Below are 20,638 nucleotides of genomic sequence, written 5' to 3'. Positions count from 1 at the left end.
GTGGCTAAAGTCGATGGATAGGGTTAATTGGTAGGGGAGCAGGTGAGAGGGTAACCAGGGGGATTCTGTGAGTCTAGGGGGGTAGGAAGCTGAATTCGGATATGGAATGTGACGATGTGATAAGGAAGGTGTGCCTCTTCTTTTGCAAAAGGGGCTGGGCTATTAACAGGGAAAGAGGCTCAGATTCTGTCCTGTTGAAGACAACATGTGTCTACCCAGCTAGGTATGGTGGGAAGTACGGCTTTTAAAAAGGCACAATTTTATGGTTGACCCCTGAATCTTGGACATATAGAGTAGGGATAAATACAGTGTTTCGCGTTGTAATGCGATCCCACCTTTTTGCTCTGGGAGGAGAAAAAATGGTCTGGTCAAAATTAGGAAGTCGTTCTTCACCTGTTTACATCCCCAATGTTTCTGCACTAGCCAATTCCCCACCTTAACTGAGCTATACGAATGCCGAACTCCTTTAAAAAAGCACCCTACCCATGTGAGTTCGCATTAATAACAAACCAAGAAAAAAGTAATAAACAAGAATGCCATAATGCCAAAATCTATTGGAGCGGAGGAATATTATGTTTTACATGAAGACGCGCGTCAAAAAAACCTTAATTCTATTCATTATTGGGGCATTCTTCCATTCTGCATCATTTGCTCTCGACGGCAATGGAACAGAGAACGACCCATATAGGATTACATCTTTAGCTGATTTTGATCAATTTGCGGGCAATTCTGATTATTGGGATGATTGGATTAGGCTAGATTGTGACCTTAATCTTACTGGCAAACAATATTCTACAGCAGTTATTTCACCAGATACGTCTACCAATGACTTTTATCAAGGCACCACTTTCAGCGGGAATTTCAATGGGAATGGCCATAGCATTATGAATCTATATATTGATGCTGGAACAACGACCAATGGCTACTTAGGTTTGTTTGGACAGATAGGGCCAAATGGAGTTGTCGAAAACTTGTCTTTGGAAAATTATGTTTATAGTAATTGTGGGACATCTACCAGTGGCGCATTTTACATAGGTGCACTTGCAGGCGAAAACATGGGAACTGTCAAAAACTGTGATATCGTCGGTGTAGTTGATGCGAGATATTGTGGTTACATCGGCGGCGTAGTCGGCCAGAATACATCAGGAAAAATTACTGATGTAGCTGTCTATGTCAATATTCAGGTTGAGGACTACTCTGGATTCGTTGGGGGGATTGCTGGAGTTAACGGATCTTTGGATTTAAATGCGACTATCACAAAATGTAAGTCATCTGGTACAATTCAGGGCGCTTATGATACCAACTATATGGGAGGGATTGTTGGAACTAATTGGAATTATCAAGAGTTGGCTTACAGTATAATCTCAAATTGTGAATCAACCTGTTTTATTACATGCGGCGACAATTCCGACTATCTTGGTGGTGTTGTAGGGCATAACTGGCAGAATATGGCTTCATGTGCATATAGTTACGCAAATGGCGATGTGAAATCTGGAGCTGGTTCTAAGTATATTGGCGGACTGTGTGGAGCGAATGACGAAGGATTAATTTTTGACTGTTATGCCACAGGTTATGTAGAAGGATATGATCGTATTGGAGGCTTGTGCGGATATAACATAAGAAGTGGCATTTACAATTGCTATTCTATTGGACCGATCAGCGGTACTACAAATACTGGCGGTTTTTGTGGTCGTCAATACGGCGCTGGCTCGGAAATGAGGAACTGCTTTTGGGATAGTGAGACATCTGGGATGACTGTTGGTTATGTACTCTCTGACACCAGCCCCGGAATTATTGTCGGTGTTCAGGGGAAAACGACGGATCAAATGTTTGATCCCAATACTTTTCTTATTGCTGGTTGGGATTATGTTGAAGAAGTAGAAAATGGCCAAGATGATAACTGGAGGATTCCTTATCAAATAGGCTATCCAATATTGCACTGGGAAAAGGACATTCCAGCTGATTATCTTGGGAGCTATGGGGTTGATCTAGAAGATCTGTCGTATCTTTCAGACCACTGGCTTGCAAATACTGACAAAACTAATGAAGTTCTTAAAATCGTAGCTTCTGATGCTTCTGAAGGTGATTACTTTGGCCATTCTGTCTGTGTTAGCGGTGATACATTGGTAGTTGGCGCTTATGGTGTTCAAGATAGCCGAGGGGCAGCTTACTTGTTCGATTTGAAAACTGGGCTCCAAGTACAAAGGCTAGTCTCAAATGACAGGAACTGGGGTGATCGCTTTGGCTACTCAGTAGGAGTTGATGGTGACAGGGTGATTGTAGGTGCATATAGCGATGATGATGAAGGTCTAAATTTTGGATCAGCTTATATTTTTGAGGTCACTACTGGAACCCAAATAACGAAGCTGGTGACTTCGGATCTAGTTCGAAATCAAAACGAAAATTTTGGTTATGCTGTGGGCATCAGTGCTGATAAGGCGCTAGTTGGCGCATATGGCAATGATACGGCAGGATCAAATGCCGGGGCCGCTTATGTTTTCAACGCAAACACAGGGAAAGAATTATTTAAGCTGACCCCTTCTGATTCTGAAGCTGGAGATGAATTTGGGTATTCTCTTTGTGTTGATGGTAGTGTTGCTGTTGTTGGTGCGCCTGGCAATGATGATGCAGGTTCCAACTCAGGATCGGCCTACATTTTTGATACGATTACAGGAGCTCAGTTGGCAAAGATAACAGCCTCAGATGCTACAGAAGGTGACAAGTTTGGTTATTCAGTTTCCATGGATGATAAATTTATAATTGTAGGAGCACACACAAAGGATTCTATCGGTTGTGTTTATGTATTCGATCATGCAGGTAATCAACTTAGGAAGCTGACCCCCTCCGATGGACGTGAAAACCAGTGGTTTGGAATTTCTGTTGCAATAGAAGGAAATAGGGCTGTTATAGGTTCACCTGGTGATTCTCGCAAAGGTTGGTGGGTTGGGTCCGCATACTTGTTTGATATTGAAACGGGTGTAGAAGTGTCCAAATTTACCGCTTCTAAGAAAGCGACAGCCGACCTGTTTGGTTATTCCGTTGGCCTTGGTAATCATCCAGTCGTTGGAGCATATTCGAATGATGCATACAGAGGTTCGGTATATTTGTTCGATTTGGATCCTAGGACTGATTTTGAGGAACTAATGGCGCTCTCAGAAAACTGGTTAGCGGGAATCACCGAGGATGTTTCACCACCAGAGCCGAACCCCGCAACTTTCAAACTTCCGCCGATGGCAACGGGGCAGAGCAGCATTTCAATGACCGCCAACTCTGGTGTTGATATAAGCAACCCTGTTAAATATTACTTTGCAGAATTATCAGGCAATCCTGGTGGAGATGATAGCGGTTGGCAATTATCTGCGACATATACTGATTATGGCTTGGACCCGAATACACAGTACATCTATACGGTTCAAATCAAGGATTCTAAAGGCAACACAGGGACTGCTTCCAACCAGGCTGCTGTAAAAACATTTTCTGAAACGGAGAAGCCTTCTGATATGATAGCCTACTGGAGTTTTGATGATTCTGGTAATATTGGCCACGATGATTCTGGGAATGGTAACGAAGGAACCGCTTACAATGGCCCATCATCTGTTACCGGAATAGCAGGACTAGCATTGGGCCTCGATGGCGTTGATGATTATTTGCTATTTACAGATGAGCCTTTGCGTATAACCGAAGATTATTCTGTGAATCTATGGTTTTCTCTACAAACAGCAAACTCCCAAACACAAACCCTACTTACAAAATACGGGTATGCTAATGGACATGTAAACTATGGTCTTTTCCTGGAAGAAGATCAATTGAAGACTGTACGGCATGGCTCTCAAGATGGAACAGGTGGGGAATGTAATAGTGTAAGGTCTGCCTTAAGTGTTACGAGTGTAACAGCCAATGAGTGGCATATGGGAACTACAGTATATGATGCAAAAACGCAGACAGTGACTTTATATCTAGATGGTCAATTCGAAAATTCTGTTGAGGTGGCTTTCCCTACAAATTGTTATAATTGGGAATTATATGGATATGGGCCCCAGCCTCTAGTGGTTGGAGCTAATAAATCTGAAAAATTTTCAGATAAGTTTTTTGCAGGCACAATCGATGAAGTCCGAGTGTTCGACCGACTTCTATCACCAGCTGAAATAATATCATTGTACCATAATCCTTAGTTGGCCTGGTTATTATGTATTTTGATATTGGTGACAATATTGCCTTGTAGAGCGTGGTAGCAGATCATAGATCGCCATGTGTATATTAGGAGATGGAGACTGTCGTGATATCGAATAAGATCGCTCAAAGTATCCTTATAATTTTCATAATCTTTTTGTCACATTCTTTTGTCCTTGGCAATGCTGTGTATTGGACGGGGCCACCTGACATTGAATCAGATTGGTTTTCTAATAATAATTGGGATGGCGAAGTCCCAGGACCTTTCGACGAGGCATTTATTGATAACAATGGCATTGCACTTATCAGTGAAGGCTTTGCAACAGCCGGACGTCTTCTGCTACCCTCAGGCACAAGTATGCCAAATGGTAATGACAATGTGGGGCATCTTGTCATCTCAGGGGGCAATCTCACTATAAGCGGTGCTCTCGGCCTTAGTTCGTTGCACTATCTTTCTACACTTACTGTAAATAATGGTGATCTTCTAGTACAGGGAGACTCTTTTATTCAAGGTCAGTTTGTCCAGAGGGGTGGAACTGTCACTACTGATGAAATGATACTAAGTGATCCCAAATACATAGACAGAACCTATGTGTTGGAAGCCGGTGATTTAACGCTTAATGATAGGCTGGAAATTGGTTGGATCGATAATGACGCTAATTACGTACAAACAAATGGGAATTTAACGGCAGATGAAATACTTGTAGGCGCTGCTTCCACTTGGAATGGTAAAGGGTGTTTCAACCTCAGTGGTGGTAATGTGAATGCTTTTGCATGCGTCGTATCTGATCATGGCTCTATGGTTCAATCTGGTGGTTCATGCACTTTTGATCTTCTCTTGAATGAGGGCGAATATAGTTTCTCCGAACCGTATCCAAACATCGAAGCTAGAATAGATGCAACAATAAGCCACATATTGGGCACTTTCAGACAAGCTGGTGGTGAACATGTCTGTAAACAGGAGCTAATGGTTAGCGGTCTTTACGTCCTTGCAGGAGGTGTAAATAAGGCAAATAAATTGACTATTTCGACTCAAACTGGAACTGGCAACGCCACATACAAAATGGAAGGTGGAAGTCTGAGATCTTCTGAAATGACCATTGGAGATAGATACGGGGATGGCTTACTGGAAGTGGCGGTCAATTGTGTAGCGTTAGTCGATAAAAATGTGCGTGTCATGGAAAATAGCCTGATTGATCTCTCCCAAGGAGGGCAAATGTGGGTGGGAAATTGTGATAGCGGTATTCAGAAAGCGATTACCGTTGGAACAGATGGGGTTCTCGAAGGGACTGGCAATGTCCAAGGGAGTGTTTATATAAGTGGTACCGCAGTGCCTGGATGGCCAGTGTGGCCAAATGGATATTTAGAGTACCAACCCGGTACATTAGAGATTTCAAATGGCTATGAACAAGATCAGGAAGGTACTCTCACTGTACTGTTAGGAGGCACAGGAGAGGAAAATATTTCACATCTATCGATTACTGGCGATGCAAAAATTGGTGGTAGCCTTAACGTTTTGTTAGTCGATGGGTACACACCGTCGATAGGTGATGAGGTAACTATTCTTTCGTCACAAGTATTAGATGGTAAGTTCAACGCTGATGACGATATAGTTAAAACAAATAATGGACATAGTTTTAAGTTAAACTACTCAGGGACAGCAGTGACATTAATTGGCCTTAGTAGAGCTGATTTCGACCACAGCGGGAAAGTTGACACTGAGGATTTATTATATTTAGCATCGAGTTGGCTCTGTAATTGTAATGGACCGTTATGGTGCGATGGAGCTGACTTAGACAAGAATGGCCGAGTCGATCTGGTTGACTTCAGCTTGCTGGCAGATGAATGGATGGAGGGTGTGACTCAGTAAGCGGGGTTTTTGGGAGAGGTTTGAGAAAAAGGCGCAAATCTGGAATGAGTAGAGGAAATTTTAATCATGGCTGCTGTCAAGGGAATAAAGGAACTCTCAATTTATGAAACGCCAATAGCAGTAATTGACTTTGAAACTACGGGATTAACTCCTGGCGTGGATCGAGTTGTTGAAGTATCGGTCTACCGAATGGAGCCCGGCAAAAAACCTGTGTTGGCTTTTGATACTCTGGTTAATCCTCAGCGACCAATGTCAGCAACGGAAATTCATGGCATCACAGAAGATGATGTTGCAAATGCTCCTGTTTTTTCTGATATTGCAGGAGGGCTAGTCGATTCTTTGTCAGGGTGTGTGGTATCCGCTTACAATGTCTATTTCGACATAAAGTTCCTGGCTTATGAGCTGAATCAGTTGGGGATTCCGCAGACACCTCCGCATTTTTGCCTTATGTACATGCGACCGATGCTTGGTTTAGGTAAACGGTGCAACTTGGAAAAGGCCTGTGAGTATCACAATGTTGATTACAAGGCAGTTCATATAGCGTCCTCTGATGCAGAAGCTTCAGCAAGTCTCATGGAGCGTTACTTGGAGGAAATGACTAAACAGAAGGTCAGAACTTTCGGTGACTTGGCTCGACTTAAAAAATATAAATTTACTGAAAGTTTTGTCGCTTCACCAATGAATGGGGCAGGAGGGTTGCGGCTCACCAAAAGTGAACGATTTCTTTCTCGTTCAGGTTTTCAGTCTTCCATTGAGATCAATCCAGAGCGGCAGGCATTAGCTGAATACTGGGAGGCATTGAGAATGGTTGTAGCTGATCTTGAAGTTACAGATGAGGAGCTGGCACAGATGCTTCAATTGCGTAAAGAAATTCATCTGCCGAAAGAGAAGATTCGAATGTTACATGCAAAAGCGTTTGCTTCTGTTATCAGTCAGTTCATTGATGATAAATGGCTTGATGATAAAGAGGTGCTTAAACTCAGAAGACTGAAAAGATGCTTGTCAAGGCTGGGCTGGGCTCCAGGAGATTGAGGTAAGAAGAACTACTCCCCACCGACCAGACACACCCATTTTTCCCGCTAAAGATAAAAAGCGAGGAAAAACATGGAACCTGTCAAAACAGTTACCTACAAAAATCACACTATCGAAATTCATTACGACACTACCGCAGAGAGTCCCCGCTCCTGGGACAATATTTGCGAATTCCACTGCTCCCACCGCAGATATTCCCTGGGGGACGAAGGCCTGAACTACTCCAATCCTCAGGACTGTATCAAGGCTGCTCAGGCCGCTGAGAAGGAGGGTGATTTAATCCTTCCCCTTTACATGTATGACCACAGCGGCATCACTATTTCCCTTTCCCCTTTTTCTTGTCCCTGGGACAGTGGGCAGGTTGGGTTTGTGATTGTTCGCAGGAAGAAGATGTTGGAAGAATTTGGAAGGAAGAAGTTCTCCAAGTCCTTGAAGGAAAAGGCTCTTCAAATCGTAGAGGGGGAAGTGGGAACCTACGACCATTATTTGCGGGGGGAAGTGTATGGCTGCATCATCGATGGGGGTGAAGAGTCCTGCTGGGGATTTTATGGACAGGAGGAGTGCATTGAAGAAGCAAAAAGCATCATCGATGCGATGATAGAAATGAATGTGTGAGTTCTGACCAGATGGCGCCATTTTTCCCGCCAAATAGAAAAGAAGGGCAAATCCTTGGAACTAATCTTTTTTGGCGAAACGGAGAAATGATAGATGAAGATGCAAGCTGAATATCCTGCAAGAATCGATGAAAATGGAAATTTGATGCGGGTCAGAAAAGCCTATGATAATGGGGGCAAGACGCTTGACCGTTACACATTCACTTTTGAAATCTACAATTCTGAAACAGGCAAATGGGATGTGTTTACGGAGGGGAGCAATAAAAGTGCTTCCAAGGGTGATCCTTCTTATCAACGTATCTATTGCCTAAGTATGTCAGCAAGGCCTTTTTCTGCTCAAGGAGTGGGGCAATCGGGGACATGTATGGAAGGGAAGCATCTGGGTAAAAGGGTGAAATTCTCCGAGCTCCCTGAAGAGGTCCAAAGATGTGTTCTTCAATACATGAAATCCTGAAACCCTGACCAGATGATCCCATTTTTTGCGGGGAAGAGTGAAAGATGGGAAAAAAGAATGATTTCAAGCATGGAGACAAAGAAATGAAGAACGTGATTCTTATAATAGCTGTGGTTTTAATTGTCCTGACGGCCATAGTGGGAATTCCCAAGATGAGGTCTTACTGGTCAGTTGGTCGAGAGAATCTGGTCAATACGATTGACAATGCTTTGGGGGAATTCAGGGTAAAGAGGGCAGAATCGTCCGAGGGGATTCAAGGACTCGAAAAGACTGTCAGGAAGTTAAAGGAAGGTCAGATACGTTGCGAGGTGCAAGCTGAACGGCTGGTTACGAAACTGAATGACCTTACTCAGAAAAGAGATAAGGCTGTACATTCGCTTAAGAGACTCAGGGAACTGATTTCTGAAGGTGAACCCGCTGTCCTTGGTGGCAGGGAATACTCAGTTACAGAACTTCAGGAGATGGCCGAGGATTTGATGAGGACTCATGAGAGCATAAAAGCACAAATGGATAGTATCACTGATGCAAGGGATTTGCTGGAAAAGAATGCATACTCTCTGAAAGAAAAAGCAGGACACGCAAAGAGAACAGTATCATCAATGCATGCTCAACTCGAAGAGATCGACGCTAAAATCGTTTCATTGGATACAATGAGAAAAGCAGCCATGATTGCAGGCGGGAAGGACGAAACTCTTGCAACCAATTTCGATTCAGTGAAGAAGCAACTGGATCAACTGTATGTCGAGGTGGAAATAGGATTGAGAATGGAGCAGGCGGACTGGAAGGCCAGTTCAACTGCTGAGGCCAATATTGATGAAATCTTCATAGAGACCCAAGATGCTGATGAAACCTTGGAAAGAATCGATGATGTCTTGGGCATGAATACTGAGGTGACTCAGCAGTGAGCCCAAGCGTTCCAAGTGAATATGTGGGGCGACGACACAAGATCCCTCGGTATCCTGCAGTCTATCCTTCAGAGTTCAAATATGATGAATGGGAAGGAGAATGGATTTGTGGTCTGCATCTTATCATCGCTCCTATTCTTACAATAGTCCTGTTTGTCATTCTTGGCATTGTAGGCACCTTCTCTTGGGGGCTGTTGTTCTTAACGTTCATTGGGGTTGAAATCGTCTTAGGGGGCATTACAGCTCTGGCGGTTGTCAGTTCCGAGAACGAAGAAAAGAAGAAATACTATGAACGTCACTGTAATAGACTGCTAAAAGAAGCTTCGGAAGCAATAGACGTAAATAATGGTTGGTACGATTACCTGACCACTTACGACATTTTAAGCGAAATAGAATTTGTCCCCCGAAACAGCCTCACTTCATTTGAAATAATCGGCCGGAGGGGTGCAGAGATTGCGGTAGCATGCCAAGATTACGAGTATGCGACTGCTTTTTATGGACTCCTTATTGATGTCACTGATTCTGAGCGGGCACGAACTTGTCTAGCTCTTCTCCATCAACGGATCAACAGGGAAACTGATTCCGAAGCCTCAAAGACAGGGCTCATGAAAATTCTGGCATTCATAACTTTGATTTTCTTAGTGTTGGTCATAATTGGCTGGGCAGGTTGGTTCTTCCATCAGAATAAAGAGGCTCAGCCAGTGGGTGCTGAAAATAGGCAGGGACAGGAACTCCTACAGAACGCAAGGGGCAGTTTACAGCGGGTTTCACATGAACTCGAAAACAATGTCGAACCATCAATTGCACGCTTGGACCAAGACCGAAAGAATTTAGTCCTCAAATTGAGGGGCATGGGGGTCAGGGAAAGTGAAGATATAAAGGGCAACTACAAGGGGGCCGTTCTGGCGAAGGAATTGGCTGAAGTTGTGCAATATTTGGATGGGCTCAATGAGAAGAAAGAGGCCTATTTGCAGTCAAAATTCGAACTTGGAGTTCTGATCAGACGCTTGAAAAGGCAGGAGATTGCCTTAGATGCAGGACTTTCACAGGAAGAGATTAAGCAGGTTGATATTTCCCTACGAACTATTGATGCTCGGCTATCTGAGATAGGGGAGAATGATCCCATTGAGATTGAAACTGTGCTGGAGCAAGAGTTGGTTGGTCACTAGCTGACCAGATGATCCCATTTTTTCCGCCGAAGAATAAAAAAGGACGGAAATAATGAAACTCTTAACAGAAGAAATCAAGCGAACCCTTCCAAAACTTTACAGTCAAGAAGAAGTGACAGATCCTATGGTCCCGTTGAAATTCTTTACCCCTGATAGCTCGTTTACATGGCTTATCATTGAAGGCGATGAAGAGTCCGAGGGGGATTGGCTCTTTTTCTGCAAGGTCGTAAGTCATCTCTGTCCTGAGGGGGAATTGGGATATGTTCGTCTCTCTGATTTAGAGGAAATCAGGGGACCACTGGGACTCCCTGTTGAGCGGGATCTGTACTGGGAAGCCAAGCCCCTGAGCAAGTGCAAATAATTCTTTGCGGGAGAAATCCAATGGACAGATACATCGAGGTGAGGGCAAGAGTCAGAATTCCCATTGAGAAGATACAGGATATGATCATCACTGCTGTGGAGGGAGGCTCTAATTATTGGGCCAAATTTCAGTTCCCAGAAAATTACAAAGATAAGTTTGGGTCCTATGAGAAGATCCCGTTCGCTGATGAAAACATTGAGGTGTTTGACATCGAAACAGGAGAACTCTTGGGAGTTGTGAACAAAGAAGGAATTCAGAAGGCTCTCCAAATGATGGCAGACTGCAAGGATAAGCGTGGCAGGCATGTTCCTGAAAGACACTTCAGAAACTTGGCAATGGATAATGAGGATGCTGAGACGGCGGACGTATTCATGCAGTTGGCAGTGATGGGGGAGATTGTCTTTGGATAAGAAGAGAGTAGACGAGAAGGAGTCTATCATCGATCTGGATGATTTTGAGGAGCAGGTTTCGTTATGGCAGCTCATTCCTGCGGGAAAAGGGGAGGCTCTGCAAAGGCTAAAGCTCATAGTTGATGCAGAATTGAACAGCAAGACCCAAAAGGAAAACAGAAGACCTTTGAGCCTGCTGATCAGCGGAAAAAATGGAGACAAGGTTCTTCATGCAAAGGCGTTTCTAAGGGCCTTAGGAATAGAGCAGATAAAGAAAACTTCTGCTCAGCTGGCTCAAAATTACAATGATCTGATTGAATTCTTCCACTTATCAACGCTCGACACAGGTCACATTATTTCTGGGGCTCAGAATATGAAAGGTTTGATTGTTAAAGACCTTTACAACATTGTGAGCCAAGGAGTGCTCACAAGGTGGAACTATGCGAATATGGGGAAAACAGGATGGCCTGTGCTGGGGCCTGTGATTGTCACCTCCTATGCTCAAAAAGCGGTCCCATTGGAGGTTAGGGAGCATTTCACACACAGGGTTGAGATTGAGGATTACAGCAAGGCTCAGCTGGAGCAGGTCTGTATTCAGAGGCTAGCCTATGCAAATATTGCATACGAGAAAAGGGTCCCAGGGCTCCTAACTGATCTTAGGAATGGGTATGATTCTGTGATTCAGTTGCTCAGGGATAGCGTTCTTGTAATGAGAGCGGAGGGAAGGAAAACTCTAACGGAAAAGGATGTGATAGCTGCGTCTGCATTTGATTAATCCCTTGGGAAAAAATTCCTACAAATCCAGATACTTGCTCGAACAGTCGTCAGGTCTGACATGCAGATAGTGGCTCGTGGTCTGAATCGAGCTATGGCCAAGGCTATTCTGGACTACTGCCGTTTCAAAAATATAATTTTAACTTTTCCATGATTTAAGACTTGCGCCATGCATAATCTGGTATTATATAGAATGACACGAAGAAATAATTTCACGCTTACAAGCAGAGAAAGGGATTTCTTATGTGTCTGTACGCCAGAGACCTCAGTACCAGTGAAGGCCAGCAAATTCAGCGGATACTCCGCAGCAGCAAAAGCCGAATCAAGATTCGTCGCGGCCAAGTCATTCTTGCCTCTAACCAGGGCTATAAAGTTCCTGCTATCGCCGAGCTGGTTCACTATTCGCCGCACCATGTCAGGGCCATCATCAAAGACTTTAACCAACGCGGCCTTAAGGCGTTGGAGCCCAAGCCCCGGCCGGGAAGACCGCCGGAGTTTACCGAGGACGACAAGGCCATTATTGCCGAGACTGCAAAATGTCCGCCCGATCTTCTGGACTGCCCTTTTAAGCGGTGGTCCCTGGAAAAACTGCGTGAATATCTTGTCCAGGAAAAGATCGTTCCTACGATCAGCATTGAAACACTCAGGACCATCCTGCGTGAAAAGAAGGTCAAGCTCCGGCGGACAAAGACGTGGAAAGAGTGCAACGACCCCAATCTCAAGTCTAAAAAAAACTAATTCGCAGATATGTGAACCAGCCGGCCTCAAACGGGCCGACCATATCATTCGACGAGTTCGGACCGCTGGAGATTCGTCCTCAGCCAGGCCGGAATTACTGTCATACCGACCATCCCAAGAGGCTGCCTGCGACCTATACCCGCAAACACGGCGTTCAGCACTGGCTGGCGTTTTACGATGTCCATCAGAAAAAGCTCTGGGGATATGTTCGGCCACGCAAGCGGCATCAGGAGTTCTTGGAAGTTTTGAAACTGACCAGGAAAAAGTATCCTGCGAACCAGCGGATCCATCTGATACTGGACAATTTCTCGCCGCACCGCAAGGACAAGGTTCTGCGGTACTGTCGCGAGAACAATATTCATCTGATCTGGACGCCGACCAACGCATCATGGCTAAATCCTATCGAATGTCAGTTTACCCATGTTAAGGAATTCGTCATACGCGGAACTAATTATCAAAACCACAATGAGCTTAAAATCGCTCTGAATAGATACGTAGCATATCGCAATAAAAAAAATCAGCAAAAGTTAAACTTAGATAATTGAAACGGCACTACATGCAAGGGAGCCTTCTCGCATGCAATTGAAGCATGTGCATGGCGGAGCCAATGGGGAGAAGGAGTGACCTTCAAACCTGCTTTGTGAGCAGCCTTTTTGACGATCCTCAGAACCGTAGTGGAATGCATCTGAGTGCTTCTGTTCCTTCCCCGAAAAACGAAAATATCTTCAGGAACAAAACCCCTGAAATTCATCAGTTCAGACCACAGAGGCTCAGGGATAATAAGCGTTCTTGTTTTCTTGCCCTTACCATAAACGGTCACTTGTCCACCTTCTGAGCGTTCCTTCAAATCTTTCCAGCAAAGAGAACACATCTCCGAAACTCTGATCCCAGTGAAGAATAGCGTCTTGAGAATAAGTTTATTGCGAGGATGGTTTTCAGCATCGATGATTTTTCTGACCTGTTTCTGGGTGAGGATTCGTTCTGCAAGTGTATCCTTGGGAGTAGGAAGATTCAGAACACGGGCGACATCAAAAGGAAGGTAGCCCAATTTATGAGCAAATGCAAAAAGAGATTTGACGCTTGAAAGAATTCTTCTTTTGGAGCCGTCAACAAGATCCTGCTCATCAATATGGTCGGCGAACTCCTGCAGGTCCTTCAGGATGATTTCTCTCAGTGACTTGTTGGTGAATTCAAAGAAACGTTGAACATCTTTCCTGTAGTACCTCTGGGTGTGCTTGCTCTTGCCATGGAGCCACAGGTTTACAAGTTCCTGGTCGCTATCTGCCTGCTTTGGAATAGGAACAGGGCGGATAGATTGTGGAGTCCTGCTGTCCTGAGGGGTCAAGTCCGAGGAATGCAGGATTACATCATTAATCATGCGTTTTTTTGGACGAGAATTAGACATGGTATCGGCACCTTTCCAGCATCATAAGTTCAAGATTTATAAAGCATCTAAGCATCATTTCCCCATCTTTCGCAAAACAAGTGCACAGGAACTGCTCAAGACAGTTACTTCATTTGCTTGAAATATCGATACAACTCACGGGTGACTATGCCCTGATCCATACCCTCAGTACCATCAGGGTAGAGCTTGTTAAGAGCTTTCTGCACCTCTTCAAAAGCAGCTTCCACTCCCATCCCCGCAAGGATATCAGCAAGTTCCTGGGCAACGGGATCTGCCTGTTTTTTCTTCTTGAACATGGGACGGCTGCTTTCATTTTTGCGGGGAGAGTAAAAAAGCATGAAAGAACCATCAACTCCAATCCCTGTTTTGCGAGCTTCAAGAATTTGCTTTTGAAGAGCAGCATCATAGTAGGGACGCTTGCTCTTTTCATCCCTCAAAGGTTTGGGAAAGAAACCTGAATCGACAAGCTGGTAATAGCGACTGCGAGAGAGCTGAAGCATTTCACAGATTTCAGTGATGCTGACAATCGGCTTAGTTATGGACATCTTTTTGGCACTCATTGTGTAAGATCCTTTTAACAAGTGGACAGTAAATCCTAAAAAAATTACATCTGACAATTCTGAATATGCTCTTGTCCAAGAAAAGTGATTTCCCTGTGGGAGCATTTGTTCTTTCCAATCAGATTCTCTTGAAGCAGGTAAGGCTCCAAAACGCTCTTTACAGTCTGGGTAGGAAGGGCAAGCTTAGAAGAGATTACATTCAAGGCAGTAGGGCCGTTCTGATGAAGAATGCGAAGGTAATTACGCTCAAGCTCATCTAAGCCCAATTGGTCGATTTGGATGAGTCTGAATGCTTCAAGCACATCATCCATACCGATGCTTTCTTTTCCTTTTGCAGCAGCCACATTCCAGCACTGTTGCAGATTACGGTTCAAAGCGATACGCGGTGTTTTCTTGCTCCGTTTTGCAATCTCGGTAAGAACCTGCCCGGACTCAATATTCCAGTTAAGAGCCAAAGCACGTTGGCGGATGATCTCTACAAGATCTTCAAGTGAGTAGTATTCAAACCTTGCATAAATACGCATCCTGTTGCGAAGAGCCGCTTGGAGGAAGTATTCGTGAGTTGTTGCCATTATCAAGGTGAAGTTCTCAAGAGGGATCGCCTGCTTTGATTTGTTGTTTGCTCTTCTGGGAACATAGATAACTCTTTCACTAAGAGCGGTGAGGAGGATGTGCTGGGAACGAGGATGCATGCCCTGACACTCATCGATGAAGACCGTGGTATTCTCAGTCGCAGACAGCAGTATGGAGGTGAGTTCACCTGAGCTGGAAAGCATTTCTCCATTTGTTTCAATCAGGTCGAGATTTGCCAGCTCAGCATGCAGAGCCTTAGCAACGAGCGTCTTTCCTGTGCCTGAGTGACCACACAGGAGGACTGGCCCAAATGAGCCAGGATTGCCATTCTGACGACTTTGAAAATAGGCGTCGAGATTGACCTTCAAAAGATCAGTAACCTTCTTCTGCCCCCGAATCTTTGAAAGGCTCACTATCTCAATCTGATTCACATCATTTCCAACTTGATTCTCAGCCACTTCTATTCTCCTTTTTTCTCTTTTCCTCAAAAAATGGTGTCATCTGGTCAGGCAAAAGGCTCCAGATGACGCCAGAATCAACGGCAATTTTCAAGCGAATTCCCAAATAAGCACGGCAATTGGGAAATGAGAGCAGGAAAAGGGCTCATTTGGGCTTTGAAATGGGGATCTGCTGTGAAAAACCCTTAAAGAAGCTTCAAATCAGGATTTCAGAAACAGAATAAGCATTTTTCCAAGCTCAGAATTTTTCTTATTTCGGAAAAGGTTTTCCGATTTGCAGGAGTGAATGTCTAACATGCGACAGAGGGGGGATCGATGGATCTTTCTTGAGCGGCGGACTTGTGTGGTGAAAATGTTGAGAGGTTGATGTGCTTGCCGGGGGAAAACTTTCATTCTGAAAAATTGCTTTTACGGGGCAGTGAAATTGTTGCACGTGGATTCTACTGGGTTAATCTGAGGATGCGAGCGTACTATCCTCAGTGCCCCTTGATTTTCTTCAAATATCCTAAAATTATTCTTGTCTTTCTGACACGACAGCGGAAAATTGTTCATATTGCAGATCACGTTAGCGGGCCAAAAAGGAAGAGGGTAATCTGTTTCTTTCCTGATTTGTATCCACGGATATTACGTGTATTCACAAGGCAAGTGTGCCAGTAGAGAGCTGGGAAAGTTTCAACTCTCGGAGTATTATACTGGTCAAGATAATGCTTTGCTTTTTATCTATCAGCTATAGAGCAGGAGAAAAAAATGGAGAACTTAAGACTGGCTTTCGTTTTATTAATGGGGTTAGTGCCCTTTGCCTTTTCAGGACCCGGTGATTATGTGGACTTCAATGATGGTGGGGAGCATGTAATTGATTACCATGTTCAGTATAGTGATGAGATTTTAGATTGCTCTGTAAGGGTTGATAATGATGTGAATAATGTGCCGGGGACAAAAATAATTGTGGAGAGTGGGGCAAGGATAGATCATCGCCTTTACCTATACAATAATAGCTTAGCAAATATCAATGCTGGAGATGTATGGGGTGGTTTAGTAACGTATGACCACTCAGAACTCATTGTTTCTGGAGGGTATTTTGATGGACAGCATTTTTTCCACGATAATTCAAAAGTTACATTCAATGGAGGAGTATTCAGTGTCAATCCTAATGTTGCGATATGGACAATGCATAACTGTGAAACGATTATTAATGATGGCACTTTTCATGCATTATTTCATAGAGACCATTCATCGTTAATAGTGAATGGTGGGCAAATGAATGGTACTATACTTGAAGACGATTCATCGGTTAAAATCAACCAAGGGAAAATAGGCAGTATTGATTGCAAACAAAGGGGTAAGGCCCTTGTCATGGGTGGAGATATAGGAGCATGTTACACAAATGAATACAGCAAATTAGTAATACTAGTGCCGTTTCAATTATCTAAGTTTCGCTTTTGCTGATTTTTTTTATTGCGATATGCTACGTATCTATTCAGAGCGGTTTTAAGCTCATTATGATTTTGATAATTAGTTCCGCGTATGACGAATTCCTTAACATGGGTAAACTGACATTCGATAGGATTTAGCCATGATGCGTTGGTCGGCGTCCAGATCAGATGAATATTGTTCTCGCGACAGTACCGCAGAACCTTGTCCTTGCGGTGCGGCGAGAAATTGTCCAGTATCAGATGGATCCGCTGGTTTGCCGGATACTTTTTCCTGGTCAGTTTCAAAACTTCCAAGAACTCCTGATGCCGCTTGCGTGGCCGAACATATCCCCAGAGCTTTTTCTGATGGACATCGTAAAACGCCAGCCAGTGCTGAACGCCGTGTTTGCGGGTATAGGTCGCAGGCAGCCTCTTGGGATGGTCGGTATGACAGTAATTCCGGCCTGGCTGAGGACGAATCTCCAGCGGTCCGAACTCGTCGAATGATATGGTCGGCCCGTTTGAGGCCGGCTGGTTCACATATCTGCGAATTAGTTTTTTTTAGACTTGAGATTGGGGTCGTTGCACTCTTTCCACGTCTTTGTCCGCCGGAGCTTGACCTTCTTTTCACGCAGGATGGTCCTGAGTGTTTCAATGCTGATCGTAGGAACGATCTTTTCCTGGACAAGATATTCACGCAGTTTTTCCAGCGACCACCGCTTAAAAGGGCAGTCCAGAAGGTCGGGCGGACATTTTGCAGTCTCGGCAATAATGGCCTTGTCGTCCTCGGTAAACTCCGGCGGTCTTCCCGGCCGGGGCTTGGGCTCCAACGCCTTAAGGCCGCGTTGGTTAAAGTCTTTGATGATGACCCTGACATGGTGCGGCGAATAGTGAACCAGCTCGGCGATAGCAGGAACTTTATAGCCCTGGTTAGAGGCAAGAATGACTTGGCCGCGACGAATCTTGATTCGGCTTTTGCTGCTGCGGAGTATCCGCTGAATTTGCTGGCCTTCACTGGTACTGAGGTCTCTGGCGTACAGACACATAAGAAATCCCTTTCTCTGCTTGTAAGCGTGAAATTATTTCTTCGTGTCATTCTATATAATACCAGATTATGCATGGCGCAAGTCTTAAATCATGGAAAAGTTAAAATTATATTTCGGAAACGGCACTAGGAGGAACTACTGACAACTTATATTCAAAGCATGATAGCAATATAGAGTTATATGGAGACCTTTACTATTATGACTATATACACAATGATTATTCAAACTCTGTATATTATGGAAGCTTAGATAATCCCATTGTATCCGAATTCGTTGATGATGGAACTGATAAATATTGGCATGGTAAACTTAAGGGAATTTTGGCAAGCGGGGAGTCATATGAATGTGAATACAGAATATACAGGCAAACTCCAAGCTGGACTTGCAACATAACCCTTTTTCCCATCATCGACACAATCACTGTTCAGTCTCCCAACGGAGGAGAAACCGTCACGATTGGAACCGCTCAGCCAATATCCTGGGATTCAGAAGGAAAAGTAACCAATGTTGACCTTGCCTACTCGGCAGATAACGGCTCAACCTGGCTCCCTATCGGTACAGTCGAGAATACAGGCTCTTACTCGTGGACTATTCCTGACACACCTTCTTCCGAGTGTTTGCTGAAAGTGACTGATGCAGACAATTCTAACGTATTTGATGTCAGTGACTCACCTTTTATGATTCAGCCTGCCTACCCAATCTTGACTTCGCCTAATGGAGGTCAAGAGTTCTATACAGGAACCACTCGAACAGTTTACTGGAACACAGAAGGAACGATCCCAACAATCCTTGTTGAATACTCATCAGACAACGGAAACACGTGGAACGCAGTTGACCCACCCAATACAGGAAATACTGGGTCGTATCGCTGGCAAGTCCCTCATGAAGTCTCCGATGAATGTTTAATCCGTGTTAGCGATTCTGATAACCTGTCTGCCAGCGATGTCAGTGATGCACCATTTGCAATCGTAGCTTCTTACCCAAACGTTTGGATGCCAAGCGGAGGAGAAAGTCTACTAACAGGTGATGCATTTGATATCAGATGGTCAACAGCAGGTTCAATCGAAAATGTCGCAATTGATTTCTCCACTGATGGTGGTACTACATGGCAACCTGTGGATCCTGCTAACACGGGGAACACAGGTCAGTATTCATGGCAAGTGCCATATCAGGTTTCTAATAATTGCCTCGTTCGCATCAGTGATGCTGAGCTTGCTTCTGTGAACGACATAAGTGCAAGTTTTCAGATTGTATCGTCACTACCGAATTTGCTGTCTCCCAGAGGCGGTGAAAGATTCTTGTCGGGCTCGACTATCCCCGTGAAGTGGGAAACGGATGGAGTGATCGATGAGGTATTGATCGAGTATTCACTGGATAATGGAACCAGCTGGGCTGAAGTCACCCCAAGTAATGTTGGCAATAATGGCACCTACGACTGGGTGATTCCATATGAAAGTTCTGACGAATGCCTGATCCGTGTCTGTGATGCATCGAACCCGGCCGTTTTCGACGTTAGCAAGTCTGCTTTCGAAATCAGGCCCATTCTTTTGAAGAGCCCACAGAGCGGAGAAAGCGTGCTTGTTAACTCCGATCATACTATTGAATGGTCTACTGGAGACATGTATGCAGACAGTCAGATAAATATTCAACACTCTTTTGACAAAGGCGAAAGTTGGATTGATTTGGGAACTGTTGCAAATAGCGGGATTTATCAATGGACTGTTCCTGAGGTCGAATCTAACCAGTGTCTGGTCTATGTCGCTGTTGCTGATAATTCTGCAGTTAATGACATCAGCAAAGATACTTTCCTCGCCTACAGGTGTTATGAACAGCTATCTGGGGATTTAGATGGAGACTGTGTTGTGGATCTGGCTGACTTGGCTCTTCTTGCCGAAAGCTGGATGTCCCGCGGAAGAACGCTTGTCAAGGAATATGTGCTGGATGAGGATCCTGGGTGGTCTCTGGAAGGTCAGTGGCAATTTGGCGAGCCGTTAGGTTGGGGCGGCATATCGTACGGGTATACCGACCCAAATTCAGGCTACACAGGAGCAAACGTCTATGGGATCAATCTGGAAGGGGACTATGATACGGCTTTAGGTGGACCATTCTACCTGACAACGCCTGCAATTGACTGTTCCCATCTGCAGCCTACAAAGATTTCGTTTATGAGCTGGTTGAACGTAGATAGTGCTGATTACGTCCAGTGTAGATTTGAGGTCTCCACAGATGCTACAGAGTGGCAGACGGTCTGGGAGAACGGCCCTGAGGCAGTTGCCAATTCTGAATGGCAGCAAATGGAAGTTGATGTTGGTGAATATGTTACTGCTGGGGATTTACTTTACTTGAGGTGGAGCTACCAGGTGGTAGATCGTGCTTACCCATATTCGGGCTGGAACATTGATGACGTTCGGGTTTGGGGAGTCTTACAATCGAAAGATGAGAAGTAAGGTATGACACGGCAAAATTGTGGTGATCTTCAGAATGTAATAGCAGTTAAAGTGTAGCTTCATTTTACACAACTGAGACATAGAAAATCGGTGGTAGGGCTTAGTTTCTACAAAAAGTCTGCCGCAAACGATGGATAAATATGCGTGTTCAACTTGAAAAAATGGACTGGCCTCCAACTGAGGAAGACCAGCCCTGCAAAGGAGGATGACATGTAATCGTCGTTTTTGTGTTCTATGATCCAAGCTGCAATAGTAGTATCG

General features: G+C 44.5%; 19 protein-coding genes. 14 read left to right on the top strand and 5 right to left on the bottom strand.

Annotation, left to right across the window (positions count from 1 at the left end; all coding sequences use genetic code 11):
- Positions 1-572: 572 nt before the first annotated feature.
- The 12 genes from STSP2_RS15780 (at position 573) to STSP2_RS18160 (ending at position 13,021) form a co-directional block, all read left to right on the top strand.
- Entirely contained in the window at positions 573-4,172 is a 3,600-nt protein-coding gene (locus tag STSP2_RS15780; RefSeq protein ID WP_146663687.1) for a LamG-like jellyroll fold domain-containing protein, read from the top strand.
- 104 nt (positions 4,173-4,276) lie between these two features.
- A complete protein-coding gene (locus tag STSP2_RS15775) occupies positions 4,277-6,040 on the top strand; it encodes a hypothetical protein (RefSeq protein WP_146663686.1) in 1,764 nt (587 codons plus the stop codon).
- Between the two features lie 66 nt (positions 6,041-6,106).
- The gene (locus STSP2_RS15770) at positions 6,107-7,072 is read left to right on the top strand and encodes a 3'-5' exonuclease (RefSeq protein WP_146663685.1); all 966 of its coding nucleotides are present in this window, start codon (positions 6,107-6,109) and stop codon (positions 7,070-7,072) included.
- Positions 7,073-7,144: 72 nt separating this feature from the next.
- Complete coding sequence (locus STSP2_RS15765) at positions 7,145-7,687, top strand: hypothetical protein (RefSeq protein WP_146663684.1); 543 nt, start codon at positions 7,145-7,147, stop codon at positions 7,685-7,687.
- A 93-nt stretch (positions 7,688-7,780) separates the two neighbouring features.
- On the top strand, positions 7,781-8,140 hold the full coding sequence (locus STSP2_RS15760; protein WP_146663683.1) for a hypothetical protein: 360 nt from the start codon (positions 7,781-7,783) through the stop codon (positions 8,138-8,140).
- A 44-nt stretch (positions 8,141-8,184) separates the two neighbouring features.
- The gene (locus STSP2_RS15755; protein ID WP_146663682.1) at positions 8,185-9,045 is read left to right on the top strand and encodes a hypothetical protein; all 861 of its coding nucleotides are present in this window, start codon (positions 8,185-8,187) and stop codon (positions 9,043-9,045) included.
- Positions 9,042-10,214, top strand: a complete 1,173-nt coding sequence (locus tag STSP2_RS15750; RefSeq protein ID WP_146663681.1) for a hypothetical protein — start codon at positions 9,042-9,044, stop codon at positions 10,212-10,214. The genes STSP2_RS15755 and STSP2_RS15750 overlap by 4 nt, the downstream gene beginning before the upstream one ends.
- A 52-nt stretch (positions 10,215-10,266) precedes the next feature.
- Positions 10,267-10,575 carry a DUF2958 domain-containing protein gene (locus STSP2_RS15745; RefSeq protein ID WP_146663680.1) on the top strand — a complete coding sequence of 103 codons (309 nt, stop codon included), beginning with the start codon at positions 10,267-10,269 and terminating at the stop codon, positions 10,573-10,575.
- A gap of 20 nt (positions 10,576-10,595) precedes the next feature.
- On the top strand, positions 10,596-10,985 hold the full coding sequence (locus STSP2_RS15740; protein WP_146663679.1) for a hypothetical protein: 390 nt from the start codon (positions 10,596-10,598) through the stop codon (positions 10,983-10,985).
- Positions 10,978-11,739, top strand: coding sequence for a hypothetical protein (locus STSP2_RS15735; protein ID WP_146663678.1), 762 nt, complete (start codon positions 10,978-10,980; stop codon positions 11,737-11,739). The genes STSP2_RS15740 and STSP2_RS15735 overlap by 8 nt, the downstream gene beginning before the upstream one ends.
- A gap of 242 nt (positions 11,740-11,981) precedes the next feature.
- Positions 11,982-12,476: a helix-turn-helix domain-containing protein gene (locus tag STSP2_RS15730; RefSeq protein ID WP_146659256.1), complete on the top strand. Its 495-nt coding sequence runs from the start codon at positions 11,982-11,984 to the stop codon at positions 12,474-12,476.
- A gap of 11 nt (positions 12,477-12,487) precedes the next feature.
- Positions 12,488-13,021, top strand: a complete 534-nt coding sequence (locus STSP2_RS18160; RefSeq protein ID WP_169852969.1) for a transposase — start codon at positions 12,488-12,490, stop codon at positions 13,019-13,021.
- Here STSP2_RS18160 and STSP2_RS15720 read toward each other — a convergent pair.
- From STSP2_RS15720 to STSP2_RS15710, 3 genes are all read right to left on the bottom strand, one after another.
- Positions 12,994-13,881: a tyrosine-type recombinase/integrase gene (locus STSP2_RS15720; RefSeq protein WP_146663677.1), complete on the bottom strand. Its 888-nt coding sequence runs from the start codon at positions 13,879-13,881 to the stop codon at positions 12,994-12,996. The genes STSP2_RS18160 and STSP2_RS15720 overlap by 28 nt on opposite strands.
- Positions 13,882-13,985: 104 nt before the next feature.
- Positions 13,986-14,441, bottom strand: a complete 456-nt coding sequence (locus STSP2_RS15715) for a helix-turn-helix transcriptional regulator (RefSeq protein ID WP_146663676.1) — start codon at positions 14,439-14,441, stop codon at positions 13,986-13,988.
- Positions 14,442-14,485: 44 nt separating this feature from the next.
- Positions 14,486-15,472, bottom strand: coding sequence for a Holliday junction DNA helicase RuvB C-terminal domain-containing protein (locus STSP2_RS15710; RefSeq protein ID WP_169853281.1), 987 nt, complete (start codon positions 15,470-15,472; stop codon positions 14,486-14,488).
- Between the two features lie 747 nt (positions 15,473-16,219).
- On the opposite strand from STSP2_RS15710, the gene STSP2_RS15705 reads away from it, so the two are divergent.
- A complete protein-coding gene (locus STSP2_RS15705) occupies positions 16,220-16,918 on the top strand; it encodes a hypothetical protein (RefSeq protein WP_146663674.1) in 699 nt (232 codons plus the stop codon).
- Here the strand turns inward: STSP2_RS15705 and STSP2_RS18155 are convergent.
- Together STSP2_RS18155 and STSP2_RS15695 are read right to left on the bottom strand one after the other, a co-directional pair.
- Complete coding sequence (locus tag STSP2_RS18155; protein ID WP_169852939.1) at positions 16,891-17,424, bottom strand: transposase; 534 nt, start codon at positions 17,422-17,424, stop codon at positions 16,891-16,893. The two genes, STSP2_RS15705 and STSP2_RS18155, sit on opposite strands and share 28 nt — an antisense overlap.
- A gap of 11 nt (positions 17,425-17,435) precedes the next feature.
- The gene (locus STSP2_RS15695; protein WP_146659735.1) at positions 17,436-17,930 is read right to left on the bottom strand and encodes a helix-turn-helix domain-containing protein; all 495 of its coding nucleotides are present in this window, start codon (positions 17,928-17,930) and stop codon (positions 17,436-17,438) included.
- Positions 17,931-18,250: 320 nt separating this feature from the next.
- On the opposite strand from STSP2_RS15695, the gene STSP2_RS15690 reads away from it, so the two are divergent.
- Positions 18,251-20,377, top strand: a complete 2,127-nt coding sequence (locus STSP2_RS15690; RefSeq protein ID WP_146663673.1) for a hypothetical protein — start codon at positions 18,251-18,253, stop codon at positions 20,375-20,377.
- Positions 20,378-20,638: the final 261 nt, after the last annotated feature.

Origin of the sequence: Anaerohalosphaera lusitana, from assembly GCF_002007645.1 — a bacterium.
Classification (GTDB): domain Bacteria; phylum Planctomycetota; class Phycisphaerae; order Sedimentisphaerales; family Anaerohalosphaeraceae; genus Anaerohalosphaera; species Anaerohalosphaera lusitana.
Note: the sequence above shows the minus strand (reverse complement) of the source record. Positions and strands in the feature narration are given on the sequence as shown.